The following is an 18,504-nucleotide window of genomic DNA, read 5'->3' as shown; positions in this document are numbered from 1 at the left end:
TTCACCTCTCTTATTTTTTCCTCTTATTTGCCAATGCAATTTTTCTCATGGAGCCAATCGCCTGTTTTAACTGTCTTTTTGCCGGACAGACATAACTGCAGGAGCCGCACTCTACACATTCTAACCCATGCAGCTTTGTAAATGACTCCTCGTCCATCCGTTCTGCATAATCCGCCAGACGTGAAGGGATAATGCGGCTCGGGCAAACCTCCACACAGCGTCCGCAGTTAATACATGCTGTGGCAGGCGCCTTCGATACAATATCCTCTTTGAATGCTAAAATAGAAGAAGAGGTTTTCGTCACAGGAGCATCCAGTGAAACCATCGCAAATCCCATCATCGGCCCGCCGGAAATTAATTTCTGCGGTGCTTCTTTAAACCCTCCTGCCGCTTCTATCAGCTCTCTGTGGTTCGTACCGAGCAATACTTTAAAGTTTCCCGGATGTTCCACAGCATCGCCACTTACTGTCACAATTCTCTCTGTCAACGGTTTTCCTTCAATCACCGCCCTGTGTATCGCAATCATTGTTTCGACATTGTCCACAATACAGCCTGCGTCCGCCGGAAGCATAGTGGAATTGATTGCACGTCTTGTCACAGCATAAATTAATTGACGTTCTGCTCCCTGCGGATATTTTGTCATCAATATTTTTACTTCTATCCTCGGTTCATCCGCAGTCGCTTTACTTAACTTTTCAATGCAGTCCTTCTTATTATCTTCAACTGCAAAAACTCCCTTTGCTTTAGGAAACAAAGAAAGGATCACCTTCATACCACTTACCAGTTCTTCTGTATTTTCCAGCATACGGCGGTAATCTGCGGTTATGTAAGGCTCACATTCTGCACAGTTGGCAATGATATACTCGATTTTCTCTGGTTCCTTCGGGGAGAGCTTTACCTTTGTCGGGAATCCGGCGCCGCCCATTCCTACAATCCCCGCATTGCCAATCTTTGTTAAAATTTCATCGTTTGATAACTCGGAAAGAGGCTTTACTGGCTCATATTTTACCTCTTTATATTCTTCGTCATTTTCTATCACGATACACTCTACTTTGCTTCCGGCCGGATTAAAGTGCTGTTCTAATCCCTTGACAATTCCAGATACCGAAGCATACACAGGAGCAGAAACAAACCCGCCTGCCTCCGCTATCACCTGCCCCTTTAACACACGATCTCCCTTTTTTACAACGGGAGTTGCCGGAGCGCCTATATGTTGTGAAAGTGGATAGACCAACTGTCCCTTTGGAAGAATCTGCGTAATTGGCTGGTCTTTTGCAAGGCTTTTCCCATCATTTGGATGAATCCCGCCTTTAAATGTTAAAAGTCCCATTCTTTTTCCCTTCCTTTCCCTTCTTGTCTCACAATACATTTATTTTACTAAATTCTACATACAAAATCTAGTATTTGAAAAATAATAATTGCACATTTATCCATACATCTTGTCGATTTTTTAACATGTAAAAGCCCCATTTTATCTCTCCTTCATTCCAAATTACCCATATAAAAATATGTCCTGCCATAAGAGAGATTCTCCTGGCAGGACATATTTTTACATCCCTTATTCTATTATCCTTCTATCTTGCCGATAAGTTATGGACTATCGCGCAACGGCCGCAATTTCTTCGTTTAAAAAATCATAAAATTTAGAAATGTGTAAGCCGTCCACTAATGCATGATGGCATAGCACAGACACTGGAAGAAATATTTTTTCATTCTGTATAAAATATTTTCCCCATGTAATTCGCGGATTGCTGTCTGCCGGAATGGGCGTAGGGTTAATAAGCGCAGTATAAGAAACCCACGGGATTGTAGATATAAAAATTTTACCTAATATATCGTCTGCTTCCTCATTGATTGAGTTCTTTTGTTTTGCTTTTTCCTGTTCGTTTACAGCGTAATAAATATAATCCTCAAAGGAGCGATTACTGTCAAGGTCGCAGTAACAGTATGTGCCGTCACTTATTGCTACTGTATGAGAGGTTAAGCAATAATCATATTCTACAATCTGATTATTAAGAATCCTTTGCCTAAATTCCGGCACCCGATTTACAGATCTGGAAACACAATAGCAAATTGACAAAAAGAACGGAAGTTTTTTCGCCTTAATCGTTTTCATCAGATCTGTAATATATACATTTACTGTCAGTCCAACATATGGGTAGGCCAAACTATTAAAGTATTCAAAGTGATTTTTTCTTTTGTAAGTTTCCATATTTAAATATTTATAATCCATTTTTTATCCCCCTTCTTTCTTTCGGATATACAGACCGGACGTCACACCCTGCCGCATGATACCAGCGCAGAGAAAACAAGCCGCCGCCTTTTGAGTTAATCACCTGAACGTGCGCTCATGGCGCGTAAAAAATAAAAGGCGGTCACAATCACCGCCTTTTTATTTTACAATTTATTTATTCTTCTACACTTTCTTCGGTCTCAGCCGGCGCTACCTCTGCTTCTGGTTCTAAAGCCTTCATGCTCAGGCTGATTTTCTTTTCTGCTTCATTGAGATCCACAATTTTTGCTGTAATCTCCTGTCCGATAGTAAGAACATCCGAAGGTTTCTCCACATGTGCCCTGGAAATCTGTGAAACATGAAGTAACGCATCTACTCCCGGCGCTAGTTCTACAAATGCTCCGAAATCCGTCATACGTGCGACTTTACCCTGAATCACAGAGCCCACTGCAAAATCTTCTGAAGCATGCGCCCAGGGATTCGTCTCTGGGAATTTTAAGCTAAGCGCAATTTTTGTATCATGGATATCCTTAACAAGTACCTTCAGCGTATCTCCTACCTGAAATACCTTTTTAGGATTCTCTACTCTGCCCCAGGACATCTCTGAAATATGTAACAGTCCGTCCACACCACCTAAATCAATAAATGCGCCGAAATCTGTTACATTCTTCACAGTACCTTCCACCGTATCTCCAATTTGCAGTTTTTCAAACAGCTCTCTCTGTCTCTCTGCACGCTCTGCAACAAGCAGCTGCCTTCTATCTCCAATCACACGATTTCTGCGCGGATTGAATTCACTGATCACAAACTCAATCTCCTGTCCTTCATACTTGCTCAAATCCTTCTCATAAGAATCTGATACGAGGCTTGCAGGGATAAATACACGCGCTTCTTCTACAGTCGCGCATAAACCTCCGCCAAGAATTTGTGTAACCGTTGCTTTTAATACCTCTTTGTTTTCGTATGCTTCTCTTAATCTTTCATTGCCTTTTTCAGCAGCAAGACGCTTATAAGTAAGCAATACCTGTCCTTCACCGTCATTTACCTTCAAAACTTTAACACTCATCGTATCCCCGACTGAAACAACTGTCGTAAGGTCGATAGACGGGTCATTGGAGTATTCATTCTTTGTAATGATACCATCTGCCTTATAACCGATATTCAGGATAATCTCATCCGGCTTCACATCGATTACAGTACCTTCGACTACCTCTCCATTATGAATTGTTTTGAATGACTCATCTAACATTTGTTCAAAAGATAATTCTGACATTATTTTGAACCTCCTCAATTATATTGTTGGGCGTGGATGCCCCCGCTGTAATACCTACTGTTTCCACTGACCCTAATTGATTCAAATCCAAATCGTCAAGCGTCTGTATATAGTACGTATCTTTACATGCTTTGTTACATATTTCAAATAACTTCTGGGTATTGGAACTATGTTTATCGCCAATTACTATCATAGCATCCACCGCTTCTGCAATACTTCGTGCCTCAGTCTGGCGTTCTTTTGTAGCATTACAGATTGTATTTAAAACACTTACATCATAACTCTTTTCAGAAATAATTTCAACTAAATCTTTAAATTTATTGTAATTAAATGTCGTCTGTGCTACAATACAGATTTTTTCCCCTTTTTCGACAGAAAGTTTTTCAATATCTGCTGCATTTTGTATTACAGCAGACTCTTTTCCTGCCCATCCCTTAATCCCTTTTACCTCTGGATGTTCCGGATTTCCGATAATAATGATATACTTTCCCTGCGCACTCTCCCGTTCAACAATCCTATGTATCTTCTTCACGAACGGACAGGTCGCATCTACCACCGTAATATTTCGTTTGCTGAGTTTTTCGTGAATTCTTTTTTCAATCCCATGAGAACGTATGATAACAATTCCTTCTGTAAGAGCCTCCAGCTCCTCTTCTGATTGTAGAACAACCACGCCCTTTTTCTCCATATCTTTTACAACTTCCGCATTATGGATAATCGGCCCGTACGTATAAATCTTCTTTTGCTCATTTTTGCCGAGCTGTTCATATACCGTATCAACCGCGCGCCTGACGCCAAAACAAAACCCTGCTGTTTTTGCTCTTATTACCTTCATTTTTCTCCCTTTCATCTGCATAAGCTGCAAATTTTCTCAACAACCTCCGCGATCGTCATATCAGAACTATCAATCAAAACGGCATCCTCTGCCTGTCTAAGCGGCGCGGTTTTGCGATTCATGTCCTGCTCATCTCTCTTTGCTATGTCCTGTTTGATTTTCTCAAGTTCACAGGAAATCTGCTTTTCTTTTAACTCCTTATATCGTCTCTTGGCTCTTGTATCCACGCTGGCTGTCAGATAAATCTTTACGTCCGCATTCGGCAGGATGGCTGTTCCTATGTCCCGTCCGTCCATAACAACATCCTCTTTCTGGGCCAGATTTTTTTGGAGAAAAAGAAGCGCCTTCCTCACCTCTGGAATCGCCGACGTGGCAGATGCCATATTGCCTACCTCCTCACTTCTCAATCTGTCTGTTACATTTTTCCCGTTTAAAATAACCTGCTGTATTCCATCTTTATAGGACAGCTTCACCTCTGCGTCTTTACATGCCTCTATAATTTTGGCTGTTTCAGACGCCTTTATTCCTTTCTCCAGGAAATATACGGCAAGCGCGCGGTACATTGCTCCTGTATCTACATAGATATACCCTTTCTTCTTTGCTACCAGCTTTGCTATTGTACTTTTGCCTGCCCCTGCAGGACCGTCAATCGCCACATTATACCCCATTTGTGTACACTCCTTATATTTGTTTTCTTCTATCTTTGTTCGGCAAAAATAGTATAGCGTATATTTTCCCTGCGAACAAGTAGACAAAATCAGATTCCTCCGTCTGCTTTTTTTAGCCTTATTACTATAAAGAACTGATTTTTGTTAAGCCTTGCAGAAATTTCTCCTCCCATTTTTCTGACAAATTCTCTGGCAATCGCAAGTCCCAGACCGGAAGAATTTTTGCTTCTCGCTGCATCTGCCTTATAAAACCGTTCAAATACTTTTTCTACGTCGATCCGTTCTGGATCTTTTACTTCATTTACAAATGTCAGAACTGCTTCTTTTCCCTCTTCTGACAGAGAAACACCGATTTTCTTTTCGCCATGCTCTAGTCCATTTTTAATAATGTTTTGCACCACCCTGCAAATCGCCTGCTTGTTTCCCTCGATCCATATTATTTTATCTGTAATCGCAAGCTCTGGTTCTATCCCATATTCTATCCAGTTATCATAGTAGGAAAACAAAGTCTCTTTTAAAACCTGCGTCAAGTTCAGACGTTCAGACGCCAACTCATATGATTCATTCTGCAGCTTCGTATAGGTAAATAATTCCTCCAGCATTTCTTTCAGACTGTCAATTCTCTCCTGTATCACTTTCAAGTAGCGGATTCTTTCCTCCTCACTTTTGCTTTCTTCCAGCAATTGAAAATACCCGTCCAAAGAGGTGAGGGGTGTTCGGATGTCATGGGACAGATTCGTATAAGTATCTGCGATCATCTGCTCCTTTTTTACATACTGTCTTTTCTCTTCTTTTCTTTCTAAAAGAAGAGAATTCAACAGACTGGAAAGCTCTCCGATTCCTCCCCAATTTATTTCTTTTGTAATCAACATATTACTTTCGTTTTCCTTTAAAAAATACAATTGGCGGCAGATGTCCTTCACCTGCCGCTGATATTTCAAAAATACCACTGTCAAAATTAAAACCACGCCACACAAGCCTGCTATTATAATATACATTTGCCGCCTCTCTTAACTATATATCTCTCTGTTTAAATACCGTACTGCTTATCAGCAGAGCCGCAACTGCGAATACAACCGTTACTGATACTGCTGCATACACTGCCTTTTGCGAAACATCCATTCCTAACATAGAAATTCTTCCTGTCAATGTATATTTTATCATTTGAAAGTTTTCAAAGCCAGCCTTCTCTGCCATCTTGTCAATAAATCCATATATAATTGTCATAATATTCATACATAAGCAGATGCCAAAAGCGACGCTAAACACATTACTTTCTATCAGAATCGCCATACACATCACAACCAGAAGAAAGGCAAAATGAAGCCCTGTCTGTAATCCGGCATAAGCGGCAAACGCTTTTGCATCTCCCCATATAATGGTACCTACAAATAACTGATTGCAGACTGCCTGTATAAGTACCGCCGCAGCCACTGTACAGAGCGTATAGATGCATAAGGAGGTCGCCTTTGCATAAATCAGTGCTCTCCGATTCTTTACCTGGCCGGCTATATTTTTAACATAACCGCTTGAGATATCTCCTGTACTGTACAGCACTGTAAAAATTACCATAAACAGCGCAATAATTTTTCCTTTCATATTGGCGTAGAACATATCATACACAGACACCTGCGCATCCGGTTTCGTAGGTGTTGTTACTGCCAGACCAAATGCTACTTCACTTTTTTGCTCTTCCTCATACATCTGCTGCTTTTCTTCCTGTGTCATCATATCCAGCTCTTCCACCGACATATAGGTGGTGCATCCAATTACAACTGCCATAATAATCCAGATAATATAAAGGCTTTTTAACTTGAACATTCTGAAAAATTCCATTCGAATCATGTTAAGCATTGTCCGCACCTCCCGTCAGATTTAAGAAATAGCTTTCCAGTTCCTCACTTGTAATTCCAATGCCCTTCACTGAAATCCCTGCTTTTGCAAGCTCCATATTCACAGCGGCGCTCTCAAAAAGCCGTTCATATATATAGATCCTTTCTTTATCCACAGCTTGATAATTTACAAATCCCATCTTGTCAAGCACTGGGATCGCTTTTTGGGGATCATCTAGTATTATTTCTATCCTTTCACTGCATCGTTTCAATAATTCCTCTCTTGTCAATTCTTGTAAAAGGCTTCCGTTATGGATAATTCCATAGTGGGTTGCAATCTTTGACAATTCTTCCAGAATATGGCTGGAAATGAGAATCGTCATATTCCGTTCCTCCTGCAGTTGTATAATCGTATCCCTCACTTCCGCAATTCCCTGTGGGTCAAGTCCGTTGATTGGCTCATCCAAAACAAGCAGATCCGGTTCTCCTATAAGTGCCAGCCCAATCCCAAGTCTTTGTTTCATCCCGAGAGAAAAATGTTTCACCTTCTTCTTTCCTGTATCAGACAATCCTACTGTTCTTAAAATCTCTGGGATATACGTTTTACCGCTGATACCGAACAGCTTACATTTTACTAAAAGATTATCATAAGCAGACATATTTCCATACAGTCCCGGTGATTCAATCAGACAGCTGACACGCGAACGAACGTTTTTTAACTCCTTTCCTCTATATCCGAACATTTCGATTTCACCGCTAGTCGGCTGCGCCAACCCGCTTATCATTTTCAAAAAAGTCGTTTTCCCCGCACCATTTCTGCCGATAAAGCCATAGATCGCGCCTCTTTTTATATGAATACTGACCTGATCCACTGCCTTTTTGTGCCCGAACTGTTTCGTCAGATTATACGTACTCAACAGATATTCGTTCATTCTATTTCCTCCTTTTTCGTATCTGCAATCATCTTATCTCTCAACTCCTAATGAATCGCAAATAAATCGTAAAAAAAGAGTAAAGATTACGGGTGGAGGCGGAAACCAATCCCCCATACTGTCTCTATATATTCTTTGTCAGAAACCTCTTTTATCTTTTTGCGGATATTGCTGATGTGTACATCCAACGTTTTTGTCTCTCCCATATATACCTCTTCCCAAGCATATTCGAAAATTTCTTCCTTACTAAATACTTTTTTGGGATGTTTTAAAAGCAGTTCCAATATGGAAAATTCTTGTTTTGTAATTTTAGGTAATTCTCTTTCATCTATAAATACCTGGTGTGTATCTTTATCTAATACCATTCCTTGATAGGATATTTTCGTTTTCTGAATTTCCTTTGTACTTTTACGCAGCTGCACTTCTATTCGAGCAAGTACCTCTTTAATATCAAATGGTTTCGTTACATAGTCATCTGCGCCTTTTTTCAAAAATTCCACTTTTACGTCAATCGTATCTTTCGCCGTCAGTACGATAACCGGAGTCTGTCCCTGCCTGCGGATTTCCTGCAGCACATCCTCCCCCGATATTCCCGGCAGCATCAGATCCAGGAGTACCAAAGCATATCGGTTCATCGTTAAAAGAAGCCTTGCCTCTGTTCCTGAAAATGCCTGTGTACAGCAATATCCTTCTTTTTGAAGCGCTTCTTTTAACAGAGCGCTTATATGCATATCATCTTCTACAATTAATATCTCATTCATTTTCATCCCTCTGGCTTTAAATTTTTTGTCATAGTACCTGTTTTATTTTACTGCCAACTTCCTGCCTTTTCAATATGTATTACTTTCTTTATCCAGTCTTGATAAAAGCTTTCTTCATGGGAGACAAGAAGAACAGCTCCTTCAAATTCTTTCAAAGCTTTCTTTAATGCTTCTTTAGATGGAATATCCAGATGGTTTGTAGGTTCATCCAAAATCAGAAAATTATATGGTGTGTGCATAAGCAGACATAATTGTACTTTTGCCTGTTCTCCTCCACTTAACGTTTTTATCTCCTGTGCGGCCTGCCTCTGCGAAATTCCGCATTTCGCAAGTAATTCTCTCACTTCTTTTGTTTTAAGGGAAGGATAAGAATCGGAAAGTATCTGCACCGGTGTCTTTCTTAAATCCAGCCAGTTAAAATCTTGCTCATAATATCCGATTTTCGCTTGACTTGAAAAACAAAATTCTCCTTTTATAGGTGGAATTTTCCCCATTAATGTTTTTAGAAATGTTGATTTTCCAATTCCGTTAAAGCCTGTTACTGCAATCTTATCCCCTCCTTTCACAGAAAAATTAAGCTCTGCTAAGATCGGAATATGGTATCCCACAGAAAGCCCATTTATTTTTAAATATTCTGTCTTTTTCACAGGAGCCTTTTGGAAACTAAAAAATAGTTTTCTTTCTTCTTGCGCTGGCGGAGCTATTTTTTCCATTCGTTCTAATTGCTTTCTCCTGCCTCGCGCCATTTTAGATTTTCTTCCAGCGATATTTTTCCGAATAAACTCTTCTGTCTTTTTTACCTGTCTTTCCTGCGCGTTGTACTTCCGGCTATATTCTTTATATATCCGTTCTTTTTTTACTAAAAATTCTGGATAAGACCCATTATATTTTACTATCTTTTTCTGGTCGATGTCACAGACCCCTGTACATATCTGTTCTAAAAACGACTTATCATGGGAAACTACCAAGAAAGCGTTCGGTAGTTTTGAAAGATACTCTGAAAGCCAGTGTACATGCTCTTTGTCTAAAAAGTTTGTCGGTTCGTCCAAAAGCAGTATATCTGGCTTTTCCAGTAAGAGCTTTGCCAGGATAACCTTCGCACGCTGCCCTGCACTCATCTGTCCTACAGGATGGTTTCTTGCTAATACTGTCAACCCCAGCCCTTCCATTATCTGATCGATTTTTGTATCAATCAGATAAAATTCCTGGCGTTCTAACTCCTCTTGATATTGTGCCGCCCTTTTCAACACATTGCTGCACTTCTCTGCCTCTTCATAAAGGCTGTTCATCTTTTTTTCCATCTCATATAGCTTGACAAACGCTGTTTTCAGAAATGTATCTATTGTAAGCGTTTTATCTATCTGTGCATATTGATCCAGATATCCTCGCTTTACGTCCGGCTGCCATATTATTCTGCCTTCATCTGGGATAATCTGCTCTGTACAGATTTTAATGAATGTGCTTTTTCCCGTTCCATTTTTTCCAACTATTCCTATATGCTCTCCTTTATTTAAAGTAAAGCAGGCGTCTTTAAACAAAATATTATCTCCAAAAGAATGACTTAACTTTATAATTTCCAGTAAACTCATTGTTTTTCCTCTCTTTTCTATCTCTTTTTATTTTTAAGGTAACCCGCGCGATTCCACTCTACGCCCTCGCCCCTGAAATCTTACTCTCTGCAGTCCTTCCTAATAGAAAAAAAGAACAGAAGATAGATACAAGTTGTATCTGCCTTCTGTTCTTTTTTCTGTAGACGGACTTATCCTTTCTTAGCATATGGTATCCGCCCTGAATAAACAAAAGGCTACAGACAAACATTGTCCATAGCCCGCTATACATAATACGATACGGAAAAAGGAGCAATAATAAAAGAAGATTTCTCCCTTTTACAAATTGCCCTGCTTTTTCCGATGAAATCAAATGTATACTCTCATACGATACTCTGCACAATGTTTCATCGGATTGAATTGCACAGAGTAAAGCTTCTGCTTAGGCGGAAGTTTATTTTCCATATATAATCCCATACGATAACTCCTCTAAATTCCTTTTCTATATCTTCTTCTCTTTTTAAATCGTATCTGATGCAGCAGCAGCGGCCAAGTATGCCGTACTCCAACAGACTTGCAGGTTAAATCCTCCGGTCAGAGCATCTACATCTATCACTTCTCCTGCAAAATATAAATGCTTTACCAACTTTGACTCCATTGTCCCCGGATCGATTTCTTTGACATTTACACCGCCTTGCGTAATAATTGCTTCTTTGTACTCCCTTGTTCTCGTAAGCGTCATCTGGAAATCCTTTATGAGGCTAATAAATCTTTTGCGTTCTTCCTTAGTAATTTCATTTATTTTCTTTTCAGAAGGAATGCCTGATAATTCTACCATAACAGGACGCAATTTGGATGGAAAAAGACTTGCCGCCACATTTTTAAACTGCCTGTTATGATTTGACTCAAATTCACGCAGGACTCTCTGCTCTAACTTTTCTACAGAGAGCGCCGGCTTCAAATCAATATGCAACATCAACTCTTTCTTTTTCAGTATTTTTCCTACAATGCTGCTTGCACTTAAAATGACCGGACCCGTTACACCATAATGTGTAAACAGCATTTCACCGAACTCTTCATACACCTTCCTTTTCCCATCCGTAATCTGTACACGAATATTTCTAAGGGAAAGTCCCTGCAGCTCTTTCGCATACCATTCTTTTACTTCTATTGGAACAAGCGCCGGTAACAGTTCTGTCACTGTATGCCCGCATTTCCTTGCAAACCGGTACCCGTCTCCTGTAGAACCGGTAGAAGGATACGAAAGTCCTCCGGTCGCTACAATGCAGGCGTCTCCCTCTATCGTTTTTCCGTCTTTTAGACGAACAGCATAAAATCTTTTGTCTTTTACCAGTATATCCGCTACCTCCGTATGCAGATGAATCTGCACGCCCAGCTTCTCCATTTTTCTCTTCAACGCCTGAATAATGTCAGAAGAATGATCGGAAGCGGGAAAAACTCTGCCGCCTCGTTCTATCTTTGTTTTTACACCAAGCCCTTCAAAAAAATCAATCGCCTGTTCATTTGTAAAGCTATAAAATCCACTGTATAAAAATTTAGGATTTCGAACCACAGAAGAAAAAAACACCTCTGCATCTGCAGCATTTGTAAAATTGCAGCGACCTTTTCCAGTAATAAATAGTTTTTTCCCCAGCTTCTCATTTTTTTCAAATACATGTACTTCGCTGCCTTTTTCCGCTGCAAATACTGCCCCCGCCATTCCTGCGGCGCCGCCGCCGATTATGAGCACTCTACTCATTTTCTTTCTTCTCCTTCTGAAGCTTCATATCACTTACATGGTTCAATTCGTCTCCGCTGTACACCTGATACTCATCCCATATATCCTCCAGCATTTCCAACGTGCTGATCACTTCTTTTTGCTTCTTCATACACAGCGCCACTACCAATGCGTTGATTACGCTCAAAGGAGCTACCAGTGAATCCACGATAGACGCCATATCACTTCTGGCAATCAGATTGCAGGAAGAATATAAATTCATGGGGGAATGTACACTGTCTGTCAGTGTAATCACCTTTGCTTTCCGGTTACTTGCAAACTCGAGCGCTTTTAACGTACGCATGGAATATCGCGGAAAGCTGATTGCGATGATTACATCCTTCTCATTGATTCGAATAAGCTGTTCGAAGATCTCACTGGAACTGTTTGTATTTACCAGCACAACATCCTCACATATTAAATTCAGATAAAAACTCAAAAAAGAGGCCAGTGGAGCGCAACTGCGGATTCCAATTACATAAATCTTTTTTGCATTCAATATTGTATCAATGGCAAGCTCAAATGCCTTCTGATCAATCCCCGTCAGTGTGAGCTTGATCTTTTCAATATCGGACTGCAATACGGTGGCAAGAATTTCCGACTGGCTGATTCTTCCGTAAGTCACTTCCATTCGCTGAATCGAATTCAGCCGCGTCCTCACCAGTTCCTCCAGCGCTTTCTGAAATCCCGGATACCCTTTATATCCAAGCTGTGTTGCAAACCGAACTACCGTAGATTCACTTACTCCGACTACTTCTCCCAGTCTTGAGGCAGTGAGGAACACTGCCTTATCATAATTTTCCCGCACATAATCGGCAAGACGCTTCTGCCCCTTGCTCAACTTTGCATATTTATTTTCCATGCGCATCAATAGTTCATTTGCACTGTTTTCTCCCATTTCCATGTTTCTACCTGTCCTTTTTATATTGATCTTGTATATTCTTTCAGCCAGCTTCTTTCTTCTTCTGATAAATACGGTGCAATGTTTCTATATACCTCTGCATGATAGGCATTCAGAAGTTCTTTTTCTCTTTCTTCCAGCTTTTCTGGATTGATGGCATCCAAATCAATCGGCACAAAAGTAAGCGTTTCAAAATACATAAACTGCCCGTATTCATTTTTTTCTCCTGCGCGCACAAGAAGCTCATTTTCTAATCGGATTCCGTAGGATCCTTCGATATAAATCCCCGGCTCATCCGTAATCACCATATTTTCTTCTAACGGATGCATATCGCTTTTGCTGCATTTCCAGCGAAATCCAATAGGCGGCTCGTGAATATTACCCAGATACCCTACTCCATGTCCGGTTCCATGGTTGAAGTTTAAATTTTCTCTCCAAAATGGTTCTCTTGCCGCATAATCTAAATTGGCTCCACTGCATCCATAGAGAAACCTTGCGGCAGCCAGGCGGAGCATTCCTGCTGCGACCAGTGTAAAATGATTTTTTTCTTCCTGACTCACTTCACCGATAGCTACAGTCCGTGTAATATCTGTAGAACCCTCAAGATAATTTCCTCCTGTATCTGTAAGAAGAAGTCCTCCTTCTAAAATTTGTGCGTTTGTCTCTTCATTTGCACTATAGTGCACAATAGCGCCATGCTTCCCATATGCACAAATCGGCGCAAAACTTGGCCACAGGAACCCTTCTTGCTCTGCACGAAAAGCCTCTAGCTTCTTAGAAGCTTCCAGTTCTGTAAGCTCTTTTGCACCTGCATTTTTCTTCAGCCAGTACATAAATTTTGTATGTGCGATTCCGTCTTTTAAATGGGCTCTTCTTATATTTTCCACCTCTGTCGGATTCTTTACACATTTCATCATAATTTCCGGATTTTCTTTCCAGACGGTCTTTGTCTGTCCTGGAAGCTTCCGGTATAATGTATAATTTACTCTGTCTTTGTCTAAAAGCACCGTATCCTTCTGCAATTTTTTTATCTGTTCATAAATACGGTTGTAAGGCAAAATCGTAATTTTATTTTCTTTTAGTTCTCTTTTTATTTCTTCCGAAAATTTTCTTTCATCCGCATAGAGCTCGACTGTATCCAGTCTGATAATCATATAGGACAAAAACAAAGGGAAGTATTCTACATCCTGTCCCCGAAGATTTAAAATCCAGCCAATATCATCCAGACTCGTAAGCACATGCACATCTGTTTTATTTTCCTTCATAACCTTTCTTATCTGCTCAAGCTTTTGCGCTGTACTTTTTCCAGTATACTTCAAAGGAAGGGGAAAGACACTCTTCTGTGATAAAGCGGGCTGTTCTTTCCACACAGAGGACGCTATATCTATATCATACAGGAGTACTCCGCCTTTTTCTTTTGCAATCTCCTCATATATACATCCTGTATTTACTCCTATTGTCCGGCCATCTACTCCGATCACACCTTTGTCCGGCAGCTTTTCTTTTAGAAATTCTTCCACCGTAGGGACTTTTGGCTCCCCCATACGGTACAATTTGATCTCACTTTTTTCAAGCTGTCTGGCAGCCTGAAGAAAGTATCTTCCATCTGTCCAAAGCCCGGCCTCGTTTTTGGTAAAAACGGCTGTACCTGCCGATCCGGTAAATCCTGTCAGATATTCCCGCAGCTTAAAATGTTCTCCCACATACTCACTCTGGTGATAATCCGCAGTCGGGACAACACATATATCTATCTTAGCAGACTCCATGTATTCTCTTAATCTGCCAATCCTCTCTTTTCGATCCATAAAATGCCTCCTCTTGACCTGTAACATTATATCACGAAAGCATTTCCAGCACAAATGAATTTCATACAGAATAAAGCTGCAATCGGACAAAGAAAAAGGGTAAACCGCATCCTTTTTCAAAAATGCCATTTACCCTTTTCGCTTTTACACATTATTTTCTAAACCGGATAGGAACCATTCTCTGTATCTGCTACTTTTGCATCTACTTTTGTCTGCTGCGCTTCTCTGTATTTAAAGAAGTCCACTGCAACCTGTGGGAAAAGTGCATAAGTGAGAACATCCTCATCCTGCTGTATCCACTGTTCACACTCTTTACGCAGTGTTTCCAGTTCATTTGGAATTAAGTCTGCCGGACGGCATGTAATTACTTCTGCATCTTCTCCAATTACTTTTTTCTGTATTTCTTCATTAAACGGTTTTACTGTAGCGCCATATTTGCCAGACAAAATATCCTTCGTCTCTTTTGTAGCCATCTTATACCGTTCGCCCATCAAAACATTAAATACTGCCTGTGTACCGACAATCTGTGAAGACGGTGTGACAAGCGGAGGCTCTCCTAAATCTTTGCGCACACGCGGTACTTCTTCCAGAACATCGTAAAATTTATCCTCTGCGCCCTGTTCTTTTAACTGAGAGGTCAGGTTAGAAAGCATGCCTCCTGGAACCTGATATAAAAGGGTTTTGATATTAACACCCATATTCTTTGGATTTAACAGTCCGCTTTCCAGAGCGTCATCTCGGATCGGTCTGAAGTAATCCGCAATCTCCGCAAGCAGATTCTGATCCAGGCCTGTGTCATACGCAGTGCCCTTGAAAGTCTCTACCATAACTTCTGTCGCCGGCTGTGAAGTTCCCAGGGCAAACGGTGACATTGCCGTATCAATGATGTCTGCACCGGCTTCTACTGCTTTTAAATAAGTCATGGAAGCTACACCGGACGTATAATGTGTATGCATCTCGATCGGAATATCAACAGCCTCTTTCAGCGCTGTTACAAGCTCTGTCGCCTGATACGGGCAGAGCAGACCTGCCATATCCTTGACACAGATAGAATTTGCGCCCATATCTTCAATTCTTTTTGCCAGCTCCATCCAATACTCTAAGGTATACGCATCTCCCAATGTATAGGACATTGCCACCTGTGCATGTGCCTTCTCTTTATTTGCAGCCGTCACTGCAGTCTGAAGGTTTCTGATGTCATTTAGACAGTCGAAAATACGGATAATATCAATTCCGTTTGCAACGGATTTCTGTACAAAATATTCAACTACATCATCTGCATACGGACGGTAACCAAGAATATTCTGTCCGCGGAAGAGCATCTGCAATTTTGTGTTTTTAAATCCATCTCGGAATTTGCGAAGTCTGTCCCACGGATCCTCATGCAGGAAACGAAGAGATGCGTCAAATGTCGCTCCTCCCCAGCACTCTACTGCATGAAATCCAACCTTATCCATTTTCTCTACGATTGGTAACATCTGTTCTGTCGTCATTCTGGTTGCAATCAATGACTGATGTGCATCACGCAGAATGGTCTCTGTTATTTTAACTGGTTTCTTTTCAATTTCTGCCATTTGCTTTTCCTCCACTTTTATTTAACGCCAAAGATTGCCATAAATGTTCCGGCTGCAACCGCAGTACCGATAACGCCGGCAACATTTGGTCCCATCGCATGCATCAGCAGGAAGTTCGTAGGATCCGCCTCTGCTCCGACTTTCTGTGAAACTCTGGCTGCCATAGGCACCGCAGATACACCTGCAGAGCCGATCAACGGATTTACCTTTCCCTTAGTAGCCCAACACATCAGCTTACCGAACAGTACCCCTGCCGCTGTACCAAATGCAAATGCAATCAATCCAAGGATTACGATTTTGATGGTATCCCAATTCAAGAATGCTTCTGCACTTGTTGTTGCGCCTACAGATGTGCCAAGCAAAATAACTACGATATACATCAGTGCGTTAGATGCTGTCTCTGTAAGCTGTCTTACAACCCCGCACTCTCTGAACAGGTTACCAAGCATCAGCATACCTACCAGAGGAGCCGTCGTAGGCAGAATCACGCATACAACAATTGTAACGATAATCGGGAACAGAATTCTTTCCAGTTTGGATACTGGCCTTAACTGTTCCATCTTGATTTGACGTTCTTTCTTTGTCGTCAGTAGTTTCATAATCGGCGGCTGGATAATCGGCACCAGTGACATATACGAGTATGCTGCCACCGCGATTGGTCCTAAAATTGCCGTCTGCTGCAGTTTTCCCGCAAGGAAAATAGAAGTCGGCCCGTCTGCCCCGCCGATGATAGAAATTGCCGCGGCAGCCTTGTCTGAAAATCCCATCGCCATTGCTCCGAGATATGCTGCGAAAATACCGAACTGAGCTGCTGCACCGAGCAGGAAGCTCTTCGGATTTGCAATCAAGGGGCCAAAGTCTGTCATTGCTCCGACTCCGAGGAAAATCAGAGATGGGAGAATTGACCATTCATCAAGTACATAAAAATAATAGAGAAGCCCGCCTGTTCCATTTGCCGCATCTTCGGCATGAAGCATAATATCTGGATAAATATTAACCAGCAACATACCAAACGCAATCGGAACGAGCAGAAGCGGTTCAAAACCGTGTCTGATTGCTAAATAGAGAAATATACATGCGACGCCAATCATGATCAGGTTTCCGACCGTAAGGTTCATAAAGGCAGTCTGCTGTACAAGATTCCCCAGCGTATTTGAAATATATTCCATTTGTCAAACCTCCTGGTAAACTAGTTTAATGTAGCCAGTACTGCTCCTGCTTCAACGGCGTCGCCTACTGCTACATCGATACTAGCAACTGTACCCGCTTCTGGGGCTACTACTGGGATTTCCATCTTCATTGCTTCAATGATAACAACAGGATCTCCCGCCTGAACGCTCTGTCCTACATTTGCCTCAATTTTAAACACTTTTCCTGCCGCCCCTGCTTTTACCTGGATACTTCCTGTTCCTGCTGCTTTTGGAGCCGGAGCCGGCGCTGCTTTCGGAGCTGCCTTTGGAGCCGCTGCCGGTGTTGGAGCTACCGGTGCTGCACCTGCTCCTTTTTCTTCTACTGTCACATCATATACATTTCCGTTTACTGTAATTGTATAATTCTTCATTTTTATTTCCTCCTGATTAATTCCATTTATTTGATTTTCTTCTCTTAATTGAACGAACCACAAAACCATCCGTAGAAGTTCCTTCAGAAGCAGCAACTGCCGCCGCGATAACCGCCGCCAGCTCCTCGTCTCCCAAATCAGGCTCCGCAACAGATTCTTCTACTGCCTCCGGCACCTTTGCCGGCTCTGCCTTTGCTTCTGTCTTTGCCTGTTTTTTGAATTTCTTTTCAATTGCAGGGATAAGTTTAAACAGGGAAATAATAAATGAAATAAAAATCAGTACTACGAATACGGTTCCCATTCCCAATATTGTATTAAGTCCTGCCTTTTCAAGAATTTCTCCCATTGAATACTCTGCACTGACAGTCAGGCTTTCCATATTCATTTCTTCATCAAATGCAAATTCGATTGTCCCACTTCTATCCTCAAATTCAGCCGGTGCCGTAAGCTTTACGCCTTCATTTGTAGTCTCCATTTCAAACGCTTCATTTTGAAGATAGGTGCCACATTCTTCCTGTCCAGCTTTCCATGCCTCAATCATCGTCAGAAAATCCGCCGGCTCCATTTTTATTCCTGATTGGAGCAATGTCAGATTCAGTTCTAAGTCTGACATGTCTTCAAAGACTTCAAAATCTGCGTCCGTCATGTTGCTGAAACTAAACAAAATGGCCTCTGCCTGACTTTCCAGAGTTGCTTTATCATATTCTGCCGCATCAGAGGACTTGCTGCCACATCCTGTAAATCCAAGGACGAGAATGAGGACAAGTCCTAATAAACTAATTTTTTTCTTCACTTCGCCTCACCT

General features: G+C 41.3%; 17 protein-coding genes. All 17 read right to left on the bottom strand.

The window, feature by feature from the left end:
* Positions 1-10: 10 nt before the first annotated feature.
* The gene (gene rsxC, locus ACZ5C4_RS09180; protein ID WP_464520740.1) at positions 11-1,330 is read right to left on the bottom strand and encodes an electron transport complex subunit RsxC; all 1,320 of its coding nucleotides are present in this window, start codon (positions 1,328-1,330) and stop codon (positions 11-13) included.
* Positions 1,331-1,597: 267 nt separating this feature from the next.
* Positions 1,598-2,233, bottom strand: a complete 636-nt coding sequence (locus tag ACZ5C4_RS09175) for a CatA-like O-acetyltransferase (RefSeq protein WP_464520739.1) — start codon at positions 2,231-2,233, stop codon at positions 1,598-1,600.
* 175 nt (positions 2,234-2,408) lie between these two features.
* Positions 2,409-3,506 (bottom strand): 30S ribosomal protein S1, encoded by a 1,098-nt coding sequence (gene rpsA, locus ACZ5C4_RS09170; protein WP_464520738.1) that lies wholly within the window; start codon positions 3,504-3,506, stop codon positions 2,409-2,411.
* Positions 3,487-4,341 carry a 4-hydroxy-3-methylbut-2-enyl diphosphate reductase gene (ispH, locus tag ACZ5C4_RS09165; protein WP_464520737.1) on the bottom strand — a complete coding sequence of 285 codons (855 nt, stop codon included), beginning with the start codon at positions 4,339-4,341 and terminating at the stop codon, positions 3,487-3,489. Before ispH ends, rpsA begins: the two co-directional genes overlap by 20 nt.
* Positions 4,342-4,352: 11 nt before the next feature.
* On the bottom strand, positions 4,353-5,009 hold the full coding sequence (gene cmk / locus ACZ5C4_RS09160; protein WP_464520736.1) for a (d)CMP kinase: 657 nt from the start codon (positions 5,007-5,009) through the stop codon (positions 4,353-4,355).
* Positions 5,010-5,098: 89 nt separating this feature from the next.
* On the bottom strand, positions 5,099-6,007 hold the full coding sequence (locus ACZ5C4_RS09155) for a sensor histidine kinase (protein ID WP_464520735.1): 909 nt from the start codon (positions 6,005-6,007) through the stop codon (positions 5,099-5,101).
* 16 nt (positions 6,008-6,023) lie between these two features.
* A complete protein-coding gene (locus ACZ5C4_RS09150) occupies positions 6,024-6,863 on the bottom strand; it encodes an ABC transporter permease (RefSeq protein WP_464520734.1) in 840 nt (279 codons plus the stop codon).
* Complete coding sequence (locus ACZ5C4_RS09145) at positions 6,856-7,773, bottom strand: ABC transporter ATP-binding protein (RefSeq protein ID WP_464520733.1); 918 nt, start codon at positions 7,771-7,773, stop codon at positions 6,856-6,858. The genes ACZ5C4_RS09150 and ACZ5C4_RS09145 overlap by 8 nt, the downstream gene beginning before the upstream one ends.
* An 86-nt stretch (positions 7,774-7,859) precedes the next feature.
* Entirely contained in the window at positions 7,860-8,534 is a 675-nt protein-coding gene (locus tag ACZ5C4_RS09140) for a response regulator transcription factor (protein WP_464520732.1), read from the bottom strand.
* Positions 8,535-8,581: 47 nt separating this feature from the next.
* Complete coding sequence (locus ACZ5C4_RS09135) at positions 8,582-10,123, bottom strand: ABC-F family ATP-binding cassette domain-containing protein (RefSeq protein ID WP_464520731.1); 1,542 nt, start codon at positions 10,121-10,123, stop codon at positions 8,582-8,584.
* Positions 10,124-10,601: 478 nt separating this feature from the next.
* Positions 10,602-11,840 carry a BaiN/RdsA family NAD(P)/FAD-dependent oxidoreductase gene (locus ACZ5C4_RS09130; protein WP_464520730.1) on the bottom strand — a complete coding sequence of 413 codons (1,239 nt, stop codon included), beginning with the start codon at positions 11,838-11,840 and terminating at the stop codon, positions 10,602-10,604.
* Positions 11,833-12,756 (bottom strand): MurR/RpiR family transcriptional regulator, encoded by a 924-nt coding sequence (locus ACZ5C4_RS09125; RefSeq protein ID WP_464520729.1) that lies wholly within the window; start codon positions 12,754-12,756, stop codon positions 11,833-11,835. The genes ACZ5C4_RS09130 and ACZ5C4_RS09125 overlap by 8 nt, the downstream gene beginning before the upstream one ends.
* A 23-nt stretch (positions 12,757-12,779) precedes the next feature.
* Positions 12,780-14,564 (bottom strand): aminopeptidase P family protein, encoded by a 1,785-nt coding sequence (locus tag ACZ5C4_RS09120; RefSeq protein WP_464520728.1) that lies wholly within the window; start codon positions 14,562-14,564, stop codon positions 12,780-12,782.
* Between the two features lie 158 nt (positions 14,565-14,722).
* On the bottom strand, positions 14,723-16,138 hold the full coding sequence (locus ACZ5C4_RS09115) for an oxaloacetate decarboxylase subunit alpha (protein WP_464520727.1): 1,416 nt from the start codon (positions 16,136-16,138) through the stop codon (positions 14,723-14,725).
* A gap of 17 nt (positions 16,139-16,155) precedes the next feature.
* Positions 16,156-17,307, bottom strand: a complete 1,152-nt coding sequence (locus ACZ5C4_RS09110; protein WP_186874547.1) for a sodium ion-translocating decarboxylase subunit beta — start codon at positions 17,305-17,307, stop codon at positions 16,156-16,158.
* Between the two features lie 20 nt (positions 17,308-17,327).
* Positions 17,328-17,699 carry a biotin/lipoyl-containing protein gene (locus ACZ5C4_RS09105; RefSeq protein ID WP_464520726.1) on the bottom strand — a complete coding sequence of 124 codons (372 nt, stop codon included), beginning with the start codon at positions 17,697-17,699 and terminating at the stop codon, positions 17,328-17,330.
* Between the two features lie 16 nt (positions 17,700-17,715).
* Positions 17,716-18,492 (bottom strand): OadG family transporter subunit, encoded by a 777-nt coding sequence (locus ACZ5C4_RS09100; RefSeq protein ID WP_464520725.1) that lies wholly within the window; start codon positions 18,490-18,492, stop codon positions 17,716-17,718.
* Between the last annotated feature and the right edge of the window lie 12 nt (positions 18,493-18,504).

The organism is Mediterraneibacter flintii, from assembly GCF_055387595.1.
The sequence above is the reverse complement of the archived record's forward strand: the minus strand, read 5'-3'. Positions and strand labels throughout refer to the sequence as shown.